At 61.3% G+C, this 14,899-nt stretch carries 17 protein-coding genes; 5 read left to right on the forward strand and 12 right to left on the reverse strand.

All coding sequences use genetic code 11. The annotated features are described in order from the left end of the window. Positions 1 to 200 precede the first annotated feature (200 nt). From MCB86_RS01850 to MCB86_RS01870, 5 genes are read right to left on the reverse strand one after another with little or no spacing between them, the layout of a single operon-like run. Positions 201 to 992 (reverse strand): ABC transporter permease, encoded by a 792-nt coding sequence (locus MCB86_RS01850; protein ID WP_045161984.1) that lies wholly within the window; start codon positions 990 to 992, stop codon positions 201 to 203. Between the two features lie 55 nt (positions 993 to 1,047). Next, on the reverse strand, positions 1,048 to 1,776 hold the full coding sequence (locus tag MCB86_RS01855; protein ID WP_045161985.1) for an ABC transporter ATP-binding protein: 729 nt from the start codon (positions 1,774 to 1,776) through the stop codon (positions 1,048 to 1,050). Beyond that, positions 1,773 to 2,744, reverse strand: a complete 972-nt coding sequence (locus MCB86_RS01860; protein ID WP_045161986.1) for a YVTN family beta-propeller repeat protein — start codon at positions 2,742 to 2,744, stop codon at positions 1,773 to 1,775. The genes MCB86_RS01855 and MCB86_RS01860 overlap by 4 nt, the downstream gene beginning before the upstream one ends. A gap of 31 nt (positions 2,745 to 2,775) precedes the next feature. Further along, positions 2,776 to 3,240, reverse strand: a complete 465-nt coding sequence (locus MCB86_RS01865; RefSeq protein ID WP_045162075.1) for an SEL1-like repeat protein — start codon at positions 3,238 to 3,240, stop codon at positions 2,776 to 2,778. A gap of 24 nt (positions 3,241 to 3,264) precedes the next feature. Beyond that, complete coding sequence (locus MCB86_RS01870; protein WP_239609396.1) at positions 3,265 to 4,458, reverse strand: ABC transporter substrate-binding protein; 1,194 nt, start codon at positions 4,456 to 4,458, stop codon at positions 3,265 to 3,267. A 154-nt stretch (positions 4,459 to 4,612) separates the two neighbouring features. Here MCB86_RS01870 and MCB86_RS01875 point away from each other — a divergent pair, with 154 nt between their 5' ends. The 4 genes from MCB86_RS01875 (at position 4,613) to MCB86_RS01890 (ending at position 7,428) form a co-directional block, all read left to right on the forward strand. After that, positions 4,613 to 5,050 (forward strand): copper-binding protein, encoded by a 438-nt coding sequence (locus MCB86_RS01875; RefSeq protein WP_045161988.1) that lies wholly within the window; start codon positions 4,613 to 4,615, stop codon positions 5,048 to 5,050. Positions 5,051 to 5,089: 39 nt separating this feature from the next. After that, complete coding sequence (locus tag MCB86_RS01880) at positions 5,090 to 6,355, forward strand: histidine kinase (protein ID WP_239609398.1); 1,266 nt, start codon at positions 5,090 to 5,092, stop codon at positions 6,353 to 6,355. Next, positions 6,355 to 7,008, forward strand: coding sequence for a response regulator transcription factor (locus MCB86_RS01885; protein ID WP_045161991.1), 654 nt, complete (start codon positions 6,355 to 6,357; stop codon positions 7,006 to 7,008). The genes MCB86_RS01880 and MCB86_RS01885 overlap by 1 nt, the downstream gene beginning before the upstream one ends. 102 nt (positions 7,009 to 7,110) lie before the next feature. After that, positions 7,111 to 7,428, forward strand: a complete 318-nt coding sequence (locus MCB86_RS01890; RefSeq protein ID WP_045161992.1) for an EthD family reductase — start codon at positions 7,111 to 7,113, stop codon at positions 7,426 to 7,428. Here MCB86_RS01890 and MCB86_RS01895 read toward each other — a convergent pair. From MCB86_RS01895 to exaA, 7 genes are all read right to left on the reverse strand, one after another. Beyond that, on the reverse strand, positions 7,422 to 9,086 hold the full coding sequence (locus MCB86_RS01895) for a histidine kinase N-terminal 7TM domain-containing protein (protein ID WP_239609401.1): 1,665 nt from the start codon (positions 9,084 to 9,086) through the stop codon (positions 7,422 to 7,424). The two genes, MCB86_RS01890 and MCB86_RS01895, sit on opposite strands and share 7 nt — an antisense overlap. A gap of 148 nt (positions 9,087 to 9,234) precedes the next feature. Continuing rightward, positions 9,235 to 9,630, reverse strand: coding sequence for a GFA family protein (locus MCB86_RS01900; RefSeq protein WP_045161993.1), 396 nt, complete (start codon positions 9,628 to 9,630; stop codon positions 9,235 to 9,237). 68 nt (positions 9,631 to 9,698) lie between these two features. Further along, complete coding sequence (locus tag MCB86_RS01905; protein ID WP_045161994.1) at positions 9,699 to 10,094, reverse strand: VOC family protein; 396 nt, start codon at positions 10,092 to 10,094, stop codon at positions 9,699 to 9,701. Positions 10,095 to 10,121: 27 nt separating this feature from the next. Beyond that, positions 10,122 to 10,670 carry a YetF domain-containing protein gene (locus tag MCB86_RS01910; RefSeq protein ID WP_045161995.1) on the reverse strand — a complete coding sequence of 183 codons (549 nt, stop codon included), beginning with the start codon at positions 10,668 to 10,670 and terminating at the stop codon, positions 10,122 to 10,124. 80 nt (positions 10,671 to 10,750) lie between these two features. Then, entirely contained in the window at positions 10,751 to 11,446 is a 696-nt protein-coding gene (locus tag MCB86_RS01915; protein ID WP_239609403.1) for a 3'-5' exonuclease, read from the reverse strand. A gap of 41 nt (positions 11,447 to 11,487) precedes the next feature. Beyond that, positions 11,488 to 12,138 (reverse strand): pentapeptide repeat-containing protein, encoded by a 651-nt coding sequence (locus tag MCB86_RS01920; RefSeq protein WP_045161998.1) that lies wholly within the window; start codon positions 12,136 to 12,138, stop codon positions 11,488 to 11,490. A 123-nt stretch (positions 12,139 to 12,261) separates the two neighbouring features. Continuing rightward, the gene (exaA, locus tag MCB86_RS01925; protein WP_045161999.1) at positions 12,262 to 14,121 is read right to left on the reverse strand and encodes a quinoprotein ethanol dehydrogenase; all 1,860 of its coding nucleotides are present in this window, start codon (positions 14,119 to 14,121) and stop codon (positions 12,262 to 12,264) included. A gap of 340 nt (positions 14,122 to 14,461) precedes the next feature. On the opposite strand from exaA, the gene pedF reads away from it, so the two are divergent. Then, the gene (pedF, locus tag MCB86_RS01930; protein WP_045162000.1) at positions 14,462 to 14,899 is read left to right on the forward strand and encodes a cytochrome c-550 PedF; all 438 of its coding nucleotides are present in this window, start codon (positions 14,462 to 14,464) and stop codon (positions 14,897 to 14,899) included.

The raw sequence follows: 14,899 nt of genomic DNA on the forward strand, positions 1-14,899 counted from the left end.
TGCATCGACGAATGACGACGCTTGTACAACGGAAGACATCCTCGGCCGCCCCCTGTGAACGGCGATCAGCCTCAAACCCGGCAGGCTCGGCATTTTCTTCTATTTCCCAGTCCGTCTGTCGACCACATTACAGAGCAATAAGCGTTGTTTTGAAATCCTACAATCGACAGGCAAATCGGTACCAAAGTAGTAGAGCTTCCTCAGGCCGCGCGGCGTAACGCCGCGTGTTGGGGATTGAAGCTGAGCACGGCGAGCAGGCTGAACAGCAGCGTCAGGCCCAGGCAGACCGCCAGCGCCACCGCGTTGAGTCGCTCGTACAGCGCATAGCGCACCAGTTCCACGGCATAGGTGAACGGGTTGGACGAACAGATCCAGTACAGCCATTCATTGGCCTCACGCATTTTCCACAACGGATAAAGCGCCGAGGATAGGAAAAACATCGGGAAGATGACGAAATTCATCACGCCGGCGAAGTTTTCCAGTTGGCGAATGCCATTGGATAGCAACAGCCCCAGCGCACTGAGCAACAGCGCCACTAGCAGCAGCGCCGGCAGCGCCGTCAGCAGCCCGACAGCCGGCGGCTGCACCCCGTAGAGCCAGGCAATGCCGAGAAAGGCGTACACCTGCAGCAGCGATATCAATGCCGTCGCCACCAGCTTGCTCGCCAGCAGGAAACCGCGTGGCAGAGGGCTGGTGAGCAGCACTCGCATGCTGCCCATCTCGCGGTCGTAGACCATCGACAGCGAGCCCTGCATGCCATTGAACAGCAGGATCATGCAGGCCAGGCCAGGCACGATGTAGGTCTCGTAGGTGATGTACGTTTCGTACGGCTCGATGATGGCGATGCCCAGCGCCGCACGGAATCCGGCTGCGAACACCACCAGCCACAGCAGGGGGCGCACCAGGGCACTGAAGAATCGCGAGCGCTGCTGTACGAAGCGCAGCCACTCGCGCCATACGATGGCACGCAGGCATTCCCAATAGGCGATCACGATCCTGCCTCCAGCTTGCCGTGCGTGGCAGGACGTAGGGTTTTTATTACACGCATCAGACCACCTCCGGGCTACGAGTGAGGCGGTCGAAGGCCTGCTCCAGGCTGCCATCCATGGCAGACAGCGAATCGGCGGGGCCTTGCGCCACGAGCTGGCCGCGGTTGAGGACGATCAGCGCATCGTCGGCCTGTACCTCGTCGAGCAGATGGGTCGTCCAGAGCACGCTCATGCCATCCTCGTGGCAAAGGGTGCGTACGTGGTCGTTGAGAGCCCTGCGGCTGATGGGATCGAGCCCGGCGCTGGCTTCGTCGAGTAGCAGCAGACTGGGTTTGTGCAGCAGCGCCCGGGCGATTTCGACGCGCCGGCGGTGACCGCCATTGAGCTCGCGTACCTTGCTCTTGCGCCGTTCGCCGAGCTGCTGACGGTTCAGCTCCAACTCGATGCGGTCGTTCGCCAAACTGCGCGGCAGGCCGTGCAACGCGGCGTGATAACGCAGGTTCTGTTCGACGCTGAGATCAAGGTCCAGAGTGGTCTGCTGAAACACCACGCCCAGGCGTCGCAAGGCTTCGCGGGGCTGGTTACGCAGACTGTAGCCGGCCACGCGGATTTCGCCCTGCTGCAGGTCGTAAAGTCGTGTGAGCAATGCGATAAGCGTGGACTTGCCGGCGCCATTGGGGCCGAGCAGTGCGGTGAAGCGGCCCGCTGCAGCACTGAAGTCGATATGCTTCAAGGCTTCCCGAGCACCGTAGGCGAAGCCGACATTCTCCACCTGTAGCGCGGTCATGGCGCGACCACCACGCCCCAGGGGTAACGGCCAACCTTGATCGACTTGACCACCTTGAGCGCGTTCACATCGATGACCGAAACGTCGCCGCTGACACCATTGGTGGCCAGCAGCCGACTCTCGTCGGGAGTGAACGCCATGTGCCAGACACGCCGACCTACCAGCAGGTAGTCGAGTACTTCGAATGTTTTCGCGTCAACCACCGCGATGTGATTGGCCGGACCGAGGGCGACGAAGGCGTACTTGCCGTCGGCGGTGAGTCGGATGCCGACGGGCTGGACCTTGTCGCGATGCACGCCCTTGATCTTGAAGTCGATCGTCTTGATGATCTTTCGCTGATCGACGTCCACGATGGAGACCGTTCCGCCTATCTCCGACGATGCCCAGAGCGTCTTGCTGTCACGGCTGAACTCAACATGGCGCGGGCGCTGGTCGACCAGAGTGTTGTCTATCAATGTGTTGTTGGTGGTGTCGATCCAATGCAGCATGTTGGTGGTTTCGCTGGTGTTGATCGCCCACTTGCCATCGGGCGACACCGCCATGCCTTCGGGCTCCACCCCCACGTCGATCTGGGCCAGCACCTGTTCGTTGTCCACGTCCACCACGGTCACCAGCGCATCGTCCTCATTGGAGATGTACAACCATTTGTTGTTGGGGTGCAGCGCGAACTGTTCCGGGTCCGCGCCGGAGGGCAGCTGTTTGATGATCCCGCGCGTCGCCAGATCCATGACCTGGACCGTGTCCGAGTCGCTGGCGCAGATGTAGAGCAGCTTGTTGTCGTGCGACAGCGTGAGGCCTCGTGGGCGCTGGCCCACCTCCAGCGTCTCCACTGTTTCGAGCGTGTCCAGGTCGATCACGCTGATGGTGTCGTCCTTCTCGTTGGAAACATAGGCGGTGGCCGCCAGTGCGGAAGCGTTGGTCCAGGCGAGCCCGCAGGCAATGGCGGTGGCTAGGAGCGTTCGATTCATTTGTAGGATCTCGTTCTTGTTGTAGGGCGCGTTAGCGTCTAGGGGCAGCGGGGTTATCCAGTCGCAACAGGTATTCGTCGGCTTCGGTCTGTCCGTCGTTCGAGGCGCGCAGTAGCCAGCGCCGTGCGGCCGCCTTGTCAATTGCGACGCCGCGGCCTTCAGCGAGCGCAACGCCCCAGTGGTAGCGCGCCAAACTGACGTAGGCCGCGGAGTCCGGTTGCTCTGCGCCGCGTTTGATGAGGGCGGCGGCTTTTTCCAGGTTCAATGGCACACCGACGCCGGACTCGTACATCTGCGCCAACCAGATCAATGAGTAGACGTCGTTCCAGCGATGTATGCAGTCCTCGAAGATCTTCAGCGCCGAGGCGTGATCGCCGGTTTTCTGCGCCGCGTAGCCGTAGAGGCACTTGATTCGCTTGTCGCTATCGACGTAAGACTCGTAGCTCAGGTCGCTGGTCTGGCCAAAGGCGGCAGGGGCTATCAGGGCCAGCGCCACGCGGGTTAGGTTGGCTAGCACTGATCACCGCTCCTTGTCGCTCAATCGGCACTGGCTTTCGGGCCGATCGAAGCCCAGCGTGTCGAGCTCGCTGGTGGGGTGCAGGAAGCCTTCCTGAGGTGAGTTGGAGACCAAACCGCGCGGATGGATAAGCGCAATTGGCTGGCGCAGTTGACCGCTCCAGGGCCGGAAGGTCAGCTTGCGACCTTTGAACCCATCCACCGGCACCGTTTCGCCAAGGGAGAGTTGATGAATGGCGGCTGGGTCAGTGTTACCCAGCCGGGTGATCGCGGTGGCGAGGCTGCGCACACCGATCCAGGCAGCAAAGTCGCGGTCGTTCATCCAGCGGCTGGCGAGTGCCTCGAAGCGCTTCTGCAACTGAGCGGCGCCGTACGTCTCCACCGTCTTGTGCCAGCCGGTTGCAATCAGCCCCTGCGTGCCGACCACCGGCCGCGGCAACCAGGTCTGGTAGGGTACGTATTCTCCAAAGTCGCCTCGCTCGTCGGCCATCACCACCACGTCGTAGTCGTCGGCCTGCGTGAATAGCGGCATTTCAGCCTGGGCGCTGCGGCGCTGGTCGTTGTCGAAGGTCCAGGGCTTCTCGAGAATGATCTTGTGGCCGAAACGCTTGGCCGCGCGGCGCATGGCGGTGGCAAACGCCTGGTCCTCGGCGGTCGGGCCGACGATCAGCAGCCAGCGGTTCCAGCGGCGTACGGCAAGAAACTGACCGAGCGCGTCGGCGAGCATGCTACGGCTAGGCAGGGTGTGTAGCACGTTGGCCAGACAGATCGTTGTGCGCAGATCGTCACTGGCGCTGCCGGCGTTGATCAGCAGACTGTCCGGCAAGGCTTCGGCGAGCTGCTGCAGGCTTGCATCCGGTGCGTTGACGACGAACAGCCTTAGCCCGTCATCACGCAACTTGCGCGCCTCGTCGAGCAAGTGCTCAGGCGAATCACTGTTGCGCGCGGTCAGTTGATAGCGATGGCCGAGAAAGCGCCCGGTGGTGTTGCTGTCGATGATCGCCAGTTCCGCGCCGCGCTGCCCGGCATCCGCCGGTTCAGGAATGACATTCGAAAGCAGCGGACCCGGGTCCGGGCGGTAACCCAGATAGGCGATCCGCACATCGAGCGCGTCGGCAGCGATCGCAGCGGAACTCGCCAGCGCGGCGCAGCAACTCACTGCCAACAGGCAACCGGCGCGTAGCAAAGGATGGGGCATGGGCGACTCCTATGGCGTTGCGACCAGCATAGGAACCTGGGACAGGCGGGGGAATATGCAGAAAGTACCAGTCGTTGTGTACCAAGGTAGTAGCCTGGCCGCTGGCGATGCGTTCTAGCATGACGCTCGTCGACAATAAAAAGAGAAGCCTTCCATGACGCCTTGCAGAGCACTGATCCTCAATATGTTGTTAATCGGCAGCCTTATCGGTTTCGATCAGGTTCATGCCGCCGGCGACCTGACCCTGCGCCCACAGGCGTTGCCTGATCTGAGTTTCGGTTCCGACGAAAGCGATTACGCCGTCTCGCAAAAGACGTATCAGCTGGAAACCGGAGTCGCCTACCAGCTCAAGGTAATCGCCGATGGCCAGAAGGCCTGTGCGTTCCAGGCACCGGAATTCGCTCGTTCGATTTTCCTACGCAAGGTCGAGGCCGGCGGCGTCGAGATCAAGGCAATCACCCTGGTTGAACTGGAGTTTGAAGAAGCCGGAGAAGCCGAGCTTTTCTTCGTGCCAGTCAAGCCCGGTAGCTTTCCGTTCTATTGCGAGGGGTTGCAGAACAAAGGCATGGAAGGTGCGTTCGTGGTCAAGTAAGGCGTAGGCCTTCTGAGCCTCCGGCCCGAGACGATGCAGATGTCGGCGCTTTGGCGAATCAGCCTCTTGGTCTCGCTATTTTTCGGCCTTGTGGCGGCTGTCTGCATGGCCGTTCTGTTGCGTCAGGCCAGTCATGATGTCGAACGAGAGTTGAATGCTGCGGCCGCGATTCTTCGTTATCTCAAGGAGGTTGCGGAGCGCGACCCGTCCGACCTGCAACCCGATCTGACCCGTCACTTGCGCCACGTACAGGTGCACTGGCTGGACAGTGATGTTATCCATGCGCCGCGGCTGGCAGAGCGGCGTAGCTGGCTCGAAGCGGCGCTGTATCCGAACGCGCTGCCGGAGCCGCTGATCGTGCGTTTGCCCGATGGCCGGGCACTGCGACTGAGTGTCGACCCGCGGGATGAAATCGAGGAAGTACGCGATTCCTTGCGCCAGCTGCTGGTGCTGTTCGGCATCGCGCTTGGGTTGAGCCTTCTGGCGATCCGCTGGGCCGTTCAACCGGCTTCGGAGGTGTTGCGCCAGTTGTTGGCCGCCTTCGGTCGTGTCTCGCACGGTCAGCTGGATACGCGTCTGCAGCTTCACTCGATGCTCGAAGCCCGGCAATTGGCCGGGCATTTCAACCATATGGTCAGCTCGCTGGAACACGCCCGGCGGGACAACGACGAGCTGACCCGCTCATTGCTGGCACTGCAGGAACATGAACGGACCCAGCTCGCTCAGGCACTGCATGATGATCTGGGCCAGTACCTGGCCGGCATCCGTGCCCAGGCGTGCCTGCTGCAAGCGATCAATGACCAACCACAGCTGGTCAGCAGCACCGCACGCTGCCTCGATGAACATTGCGAGCAACTGCAGAACGGATTCCGGCGGCTGACCCGTGAACTCTACCCAGTGATGCTCGATCATCTGGAGTTGCCCGAGGCCATATGCCTACTGACCGAACAGTGGCAGAGCGCGCAAGGTGTCGAGCTGCATCTGCGAGTGGACAGGCGCCTTCCTAGCCTGCCGCTGACGGTCAAGGAACATCTGTATCGCCTGCTTCAGGAGTCACTGACCAACGTAGCCAAGCATGCCAGCGCCAGCTTTGTGTGTGTGCGGCTGCGCCTGAGCGGACAGAGGTTAAGGCTGCTGGTCCGTGACAACGGCGTCGGCAACCACGAAGGGCGGCAGCCGGGCATAGGCCTGCGCTCGATGCAAGAGCGGGCTCGCGCACTGGGTGGATTCCTGATTGCCGCCCATTGCAGAGGTAACGGCTGGATCGTCTATCTCGACGTTCCATACAAGGAGCCCTCGGTCTGATGAAGATACTGCTCGTCGATGATCACGCAGTGGTGCGACAAGGTTACGCCGCACTGCTGCGTGTGCTGTTGCCCGAGGCGCAGGTGATCGAAGCCTGCGACGGTGAGCAAGCGCTGCTCAAGGCATATGACTCCCCACCCAGCCTGGTGATTATGGATGTCGGGTTGCCGGGCATCAGTGGCGTAGAGACCACCCGACGATTGCTGCAGCGCTTGCCGCAACTGCGGGTGCTGTTTTTCAGCATGCACGATGAGCTGCCATTGGTGCGCCAAGCGCTGGACGCAGGTGCTGTTGGCTACATCACTAAAAACTCGTCGCCTGAGGTGCTGGTGGACGCGGTACGGCGTACCTTGGCCGGCTATGCCTATATCGAGCAACCCCTGGCAACCCAGTTGGCGCGCAATCCAGCCGCCGCAAACGCTCAGGACCCACGCCTGCAAGCGATGACTCAGCGAGAGTTCGAAATCTTCGTGATGCTTGCCAAGGGCACTCCGTCCCGGTTGATCGCCGAGCGACTGTGCATCAGCGGTAAGACTGTTTCCAACTACTTGACCTTGCTCAAAAGCAAGCTGCAGGTTAGCTCCCACGCCGAGCTGGTTCACCTGGCTATCGATACCGGTGTTCTGCGGGTTGGCGACCGAGCCGCCGGCTAGGCGACAACCCGCAGAACACCGGCATGGTTGTCAGAAGGGCGCTCGTGCCATAGTCGCGATCTCAGTCATCGCGGGAAGGCCCGCAATCGAGGAGTTGTTGCAATGATTAAAGTCAGCGTGATGTACCCCAACACCCCCGGTGCGCGATTCGATCACGACTACTACCGCGACACCCATCTACCGTTGCTCAAGGCCCGCATGGGCGATGCGTGCCTGTACTACACGATCGACAAGGCGCTATCTGCAGGTGCGTCCGCCATACCGGCGCCCTATATCGCAATGTGCCACATATTCTGCGAATCATTGGAAGCCTTTCAGGCTGGAATCGGCCCGCATGCCGAGGAGATCGTCGCCGATATCGCCAACTACACCGATCTGACACCGGTCAGGCAGATCAGTGAAGTGGTGGTCGGTCACTGAGCCCCGTGCCGGGCCTCCAGGCAAGCGGTCGCAACGCGATTGCGCCCGCGCTCCTTGGCACGATAAAGCTGGATGTCAGCGAGCTGCATCAGGCTGTCCAGGTCGCTGGCCTGTGACGGATAATGCGCCAGGCCGACCGACATAGTCAGTTGCAGAGTGCCTGCGCGTGTCTGCAATGACAGCGCGGCGAATTGCTGGCAGAGCAGGGTCAGCTTCTCCAGTGCTTCTTCAGGCTGGCTGCGGGGCAGCACCAGAAGAAACTCCTCCCCACCGACGCGAAAGACCGCGTCGGTCGCGCGCAAAGCACCAAGCAGAAAGCTAGCAACGCCCTTGAGCGTATCGTCACCGGCGGCATGACCGTGGGTGTCGTTCAAACGCTTGAAGTGATCGAGGTCGACCATCGCCAAGGCGATCGGGGTAGCGTCACGCTGAGCACGCGCAAGCTCCTGGGCGAAGAAATCCTGCAGATGGCGCCTGTTGAACAATCCGGTTAGCGGGTCGCGCAGCGCCTGGTTGCGTAGCGTCTCGTGCAGGCCGGAGATGGTTTCCAGCTGCTGTTCGCTAAGCGCCAGGGCCTCGGCCAGTTGCGACTGGCTGCGTTGGAATTCGGTGACATCGCGCAGGTAGAGCATCTGCCCGAGCACGACTGTTCCTTCACTCGAAACCCGGGAAATCTCACGCACACGTACCTCGAAGTACTGGCGAGCAGCGATGCTCAGCAGCTGCGGCGCGTGGCCAGCCTCTGCCTGGTGTAGCATGCCGTCCAGCTCTGCGCCGATCAGCGGCCAATCGACCAGCGCGCTACCTTGCCAATCGCGCTCCAGGTTAACCAGCCTGAGTCCGGCAGGATTCACCTCGATCACCCGGCGCTGCGGATCGATCACCAATACCGGGTCGATCAAGGCGTCGAGCAGCAGGTGGCGTGCCACCGGCAGCAGATCGAACAGCCGCAAGCCGCTGATCAGCCAGCCGAAGCCGATGAGGGCGATCGCAAAGCTGAACGGCGTCGGGTCGAAGCCGAACAGCGCCCAGCCGAAGGCGACGTAGCCGATATTGGCTAACCAGGGCGTAGTCGTCAGAACCAGGAAAACCACATAGTGCCATCGGTGCAAGCCCTTGCTCTGCGCGGCCGCGCGCAGCGTGATAGCGATGCAGAAGAGCATGAACGGATAACCATAGGCGGCGGCCAGATAGAACAGCGGGCCGTGCCGGTAGACGATCGGCGCACCGGGGTCGGAAGAGATAGGTGCACTGTCGACGCCATAGAACTGCCCGTGCCAGGGGTTGCTCAGCGACATCAACCAGAACACCACCGGCATCACCGACCAGGCGACAATCGACATGGGTCGGAGGCGGGTATGGATGTTGTTGGCGTACTGCCAGAGAAACAATGCCCAGAAGGTGGGCACACCGAGAATCGCGGGCCAGGCCATGCTCGCCCAGAACATTTTGCAGTCCGGCTGCTGGGCGCTCATCTCGAGCGCTGCAGCGCCTAGCCACCAGAGGATCGCCATGTGCAGCCAGGCAAAGGCTGCGCTACCGGCGAATCTACGCTGATGCACGACCCAGCGCGCCAACAGCGTGACGCCCAAGCCTACCAGCACGGTCATCAGTACGGGGGCTGAAACACTCCAACCTGAATTCAAGCAGGCGAACATCGGGCCGTCCTCTGGCAAATCGATACCCGGCATAGGGTTCGCGAAATTCAAGCGAGGACGATACCTGATGCGCTGCAGCGAGTAGTAGCGAAATGGTGGCGTTTCGCTTTCTTGTCGTTCGCCGCCATGGGTGCAGGCGCCGCAGTGGCTACATCTGGTCGTGGCAGGGCAGGTCGTCGGTGATATCGAACCAGGGTGCCTTGTTCGCGACGTATACGTTCCGGGTGGGTTTCACACCCGGGTCGGTATCCAGCGTTCCCAGTGGAAAGCCAAGCACTTCGGGATACTCATCGAAACGAGTGAACAGGCTCGAGCCGCACTCCGAACAGAAGGCCTTGTGCTCACCCGGCGACGACTCGTAGAACTTGATCGACTCGGCGCCACTCAGCGTCTTCCAGTCACGGCTGGCCACGCGCGCGCGGGTGCGGAACGCCGCGGCATGCAACTTGCGGCACATGCTGCAATGGCAGTTAAGGACGTCGGTCAGCGGTCCGTTGATTTCGTATGTCACGCGCTTGCACAAACAGCTGCCCCGCTGGGTCATGGTCGTTGTCCTTGAACGATGATGGAGCGGGCGAGTGTAGCTGGGGATATGGTCGGTGAGCCACGCTGTCATTCATACGGCTCGCCGGGAAACTGGATCAGGCACAAACCATTGCCGAAGGGGTCGCTCAGCGTCACCAGCTTGCCCCAAGGGAAGTCACGGATGGGCGTTTCCTGGTGCGCTCCCGCGGCGACCGCTTGCTCACATGCCGTGGCGATGCCGTCCACGACAAAATCCAGATGGACTGGCGTCCAGTGCCGTCCATAGTCGCGTATGGCCTGCTGGCTGGCGGTAGCGGCCTCGCCTTCGGCATGTTCGATCAGGTAAAGCCGGCAGCAGGTACCGAGCATCTCGGCCACCGTTCCCTCGAACAGCGTGCGCGCGTGCTGTAGGCCGAGCGCGTCATGATAGAAACTGACGGCGCGATCCAGGTCGGCGACGTCGATGTTTACCAGAACCTGCATATTTCCTCCTCGTGCTTGCACTTGGATCTAGGCCGGTCCGATCTCGACCTCGCGCGGGCCGGGCGCCATGACGTCGGACAGGCTGGAACGATTGTCGCCGGAGCCAGCCATCATCACGCTGAAGCTGCCGTCGGTTTCCAACACCACAGCTTCAACCTCACCTATTGCGGCGAAACCGCTGGAACGGATGGCCGAGCGGATCTCATCCTCCGTCACGCGTGCGGCGCGCATCGCACCACTCAGCATCTGCCCCTGGTAAAACAGCAACGCCGGCTCGCCGGTCACCAGTTTGCGGACCCAGCCGGCACGGACGCTCGACCAGGTCACCAGGTACTGGAGACCGATCAGCAAGGCCAGAGCCAACGTGCCTTGCGCCAGAGATACGTTGCGGTTCAGCAGAATGGTGGCGAAGGTGGAGCCCAGCGCCACCGTGACCACCAGGTCGAAGGCGTTCATCTTCGATAGCGTGCGCCTGCCGGAAATACGTAGCAGGACGATCAGGTTGATATAGGCCAATACCCCGATTACCAGGGTTCGAAACAGGGTCGACCAACCGCTGAAAAACATACCTTCCACATCTACCTCCGTTAGGACTGTCACAAGTAGACGTCAGGAGCAGCAGCGGGTTGCACGCCCACTTCAGGCAGAGTGCTTGCTCAACTGGTCTCCAGCGGCCGAGTCACGGGAACCAAGCACGATGTGTTCGATTGCATCTCCAGCGCGAGAAACACCATCAGCGCCGCATAAGCATCGTTGGCGGCGTAGCGCTGCTGCGCGCAGGACAAATTGTTGTTCGCCCAGTTGGAGGTAGATACGCTTCGTGACTTGCTGATGCCGACGCCCAGCACTGCCGCTACGGCGCCGCGAAGCCCGACCTGGCCTTTCTTGCCCTGATAGCGCAATGTCGAGCCGAGATCCAGGCTGTGCCGCAGTTCGATCCCAAGCCGGGTGCGCAAACGACTGCGGTCGGACGCGAGGCCGAAGCCGATCTTCAACACCTGCTCCGCTTCCAAGACCTGCCTGGCGGCTTCGACCGCACCTGGCGTGCCCACTTGGAACAGATAAGCTTTTTGCGGTGTAGCGAACTGAATGAGGTGCGGCCCGCTGGAAATCTCACCTACCTTGAACGTGGGCTTTGACTCCGTATCGAAACCGATTTTCGAATGGCAGAGGATCTCCTCGACTGCCTGGCGAAACGCCTCGGGTGTTGCCGGGGTGACGATACGATCCAAGGCAAGGCCCTCGAAGCGGGGCAGGCTGTCGAACTGGGTGATTTGGGGGATGCGGATGATGACGGGAACTCCACTTAAAAAAGCTGCTAATCCGCACAGCGAAAGCGGCGTGCGTTGCATTCATTAAAGCTCAAGCAGCGGTCATCATTACCGCGATCCAATCACTTCTCCCAGTTGGTCGGACAATCGAGACAGCCCGCCATATGGGTGCCTTGGAAAGTGGCGTAGTGGCGACGTGCTCCGGTCAGGGTCGCATTCGCGAGATTGGCGTCGTTAAGCTTGCCCTCCTGCAGGTTGGCATCGGTCAGATCAGCGTGATCGAGATCGGCTTTGCTCAGCCAGGCCATCTCCAGGTTGGCTGCGGTAAGGTTCGCGCCATGCATTTTCGCTCCGCTCAAGCGCGCAAATTCCAGGTTCGCCGCGGTCAGGTTAGCGCCGTCGAAGCGCGCGGCCTGGGCGAACAGCCCCCAGCCCTGAACGGCGACCAACTGGGCATCGGTCAGGATCGACAGGCGCAGGTTGGCTTGTTGCAGGCTGGCGCGGGTGAGGGTGGCACCGGTCAGGTTGGCTTTTTCCAGGTTGGCCAGATCGAGGTTGGCATGGCGCAAGTTGGCACCGGTGAGATCGGCCCCCGCCAGATCCATCTTGCGCATGTCCTGATTGCTCAGATCGGCACCGCGCAGATCGACACGGGGACATTTGCTCTCTGGCTGGATGACACAACCGTTGATGAGCGGCGGCTGCTCGTCGTCAGCCTGCAGCGGTGCGCTGGCGAGCAGCGCGGTGAGTAGTAAAAAGCGGGACAGGTCCATGGTGGCTCCGAAATCATCGAGGGAAACGCGCAGCCATCTATCGCGATGGCCAGGGCGATGGCGGGGCGCCGTGAGAGCGCCAACCCTGCTGACGCACCGTCATCGCTATAGCGGATGGCTGGGTCAGCGCCGAGCGGTCTGGTTTTCCCACTTAGGCATACGGAAGACCCAGAACGAGCCACCCTGGGCGACCGGCTTGGTCAGCACAGCCATGTCACCGCCCCATAACGGCACCGCACCGCCGTAGCCGACTGTCACGCCGATGAACTGCTCGCCGTCCTGCTCCCAAGTGATCGGCGGCGCGATGATTCCGCTGCCGGTCTGGAATTTCCAGAGCTCCTCCCCGGTCTTCGCGTTGAAGGCCTTCAGGTAGCCGTCACCCGTGCCGGTGAACACCAGGTTGCCCTTGGTGGCGAGGACGCCGGCCCAGAGCGGCAGTGGTTCTTTGTGCTCCCAGGCGACCTTGCCGGTGGCGGGGTCCATGGCCCGCAGAATGCCGACGTGATCGTCGTACATGCGCTTGATCCGGAAACCCTGGCCGAGATAGGCGTTGCCCTTCTTGTAGCTGACTTCCTCGGTCCAGTAGTCCTCTTTCCAGTGATTGGCGGGAACGTAGAACAGGCCGGTGTCCTGGCTGTAGGCCATGGGATTCCAGTTCTTGCCACCAAGGAAGGGCGGTGAAACCTCTACCGATTTGCCGTGCGCCTCGCCGGGTTCCGGCTTTGGTGGGCGCTGACCTTCGTTCTCCACCGGCCGGCCGGTCTTGAGGTCGATGTGGCTGGCCCAGGTGATGTTGTCCACGAAGGGGAAGGCATTCTGCAGCTTACCGTCCTGGCGATTGACTACGTAGAAAAAGCCATTGCGGTCGGCGTGAGCGGTCGCCTTGATGGTTTTTCCCTCCTTGTTCTTGTAGTCGAACAAGACGAGTTCATTGTTGCCGGAGAAGTCCCAGGCATCGTTCGGCGTGTGCTGGTAGAACCACTTCACTTCACCGGTGCTGGCATCGACACCGACCTGCCCGGAGGTATAAAGGCTGTCATAGTCCTTCGGTTCGCCGCCATCGGCAGTGCGCGCCCATCCGTTCCAGGGTGCCGGGTTGCCCGCACCGACGATGATGGTGTTGGTTTCGGCATCGAAGCTCGCGCTCTGCCAAGGCGCGCCGCCACCCTGGCTCCAGGCTTCTTTCTTGCCGGTGGGCGAGTTGGGGTCATCGGGCCAGGAGGGTGCCTTGATGTCCCCGGTCGGGGTGCTGTCTTTGCCGTTGAGACGGCCCACGTGGCCTTCGACGAAGGGGCGCATCCAGACTTCCTCGCCGGTGTCCGGGTCGCGCGCGAACAGTTTGCCGACGACGCCGAACTCATCACCGGAGCTGCCATGAATCAGCAGGACCTTGCCGCTTTTCTGGTCCTTGATCAGCGTCGGCGCGCCGGTCATGGTGTAGCCCGCCCCGTGATCGCCGAACTTCTTCTTCCAGACGACCTTGCCGGTGTCCTTGTTCAACGCGACCACCTGCGCATCGAGTGTGCCGAAGTAGATCTTGTCGCCGAAGATGGCCGCTCCGCGATTGACCACGTCGCAGCACGGGCGGATATCGGCCGGCAGCCGATGCGCGTAGCTCCAGAGGCGCTTGCCGGTGCGTGCGTCGAGCGCAAAGACCCGCGAGTAGGAGCCGGTCACGTAGATGACACCGTCATGCACGATGGCCTGGGATTCTTGGCCCCGCTGCTTCTCGTCACCGAAGGAAAACGACCAAGCGGGTGTCAGCTTGAAGACGTTTTCGTCGTTCACCTGGGCCAGCGGGCTCCAGCGCTGGGCATTGGTGCCCATGCCGTACTGCAGTACGTTGCCGGTCGAAAGGTGGTCGTTGGCGATGTCTTCCCACGTCACGTTCTTGGCATATGACATACCCGTGGATGTGAGGCTGGCAGCCAGCACGGCAATGGCGAGAGGGCGTCTGCTGCCCAGGGTTGCTCTTGTTGTCATGGTTGGTTTCCCTTGGTCGATTCGAACGAGGCCGGGCGCTGCGCTCACGATGCGGTTGTGTGCGGTGAGCGACCGGCCAGGCGAATCGATTATTGGAAGGCGGCCTCGGCGGCTGATACGGAAAAGCTCCCGCTGATTCAGGGAAAATTTCCCAATCAGCCTGTGTTTTCGAGCCGCTACATCGGTGTTGCGCGAAGGCGTCAAGAGGCCCTACTACCAAGGGAGTAGGCGCAGGCAACCAAAGCACCATTCTGCCGTTGAGGCTCAAACTCCAAGATGACCACCATGCGCTCCGACTGGGGTTGCCTTGCTCAGGTATTCGAAATTAACGGTGGTAGTCATGAACAATAAAATCGCACTGCGCGCTCTCTTCGCTGCTGGTCTGCTGGGCTTTACAGGCATGGCTCTGGCCCACGGCGACGTAACACCACAGAAAGTCGAAACCAAGGGATTGACCACCCTGGGCGAAGAGTGGGTCGACGAGAATCCTTACCGCGCGCCCAGCGAAGATCACGACAAGGCCGTCGAGATCGGTGCATCCGCCTACAACCAGAACTGCGCTCGGTGTCATGGTCTCGAGGCGATTTCAGGGGGTATCGCACCCGACTTGCGTGATCTGGAGGCCAGCTACGACGGAGATGAATGGTTCAAGGAGCGCGTGATCAACGGTGCGGTTCGTGACGGCGCCGTCTATATGCCGCGCATGGCCGACTACCTCAGCCAGGAAGCGCTCTGGGCGATCCGGACCTACATTGAAAGCGAAGCTGCCAAGCGGTGA

The sequence above is a fragment of the Pseudomonas sp. KSR10 genome (genome assembly GCF_022355455.1).
Taxonomy (GTDB): domain Bacteria; phylum Pseudomonadota; class Gammaproteobacteria; order Pseudomonadales; family Pseudomonadaceae; genus Stutzerimonas; species Stutzerimonas stutzeri_E.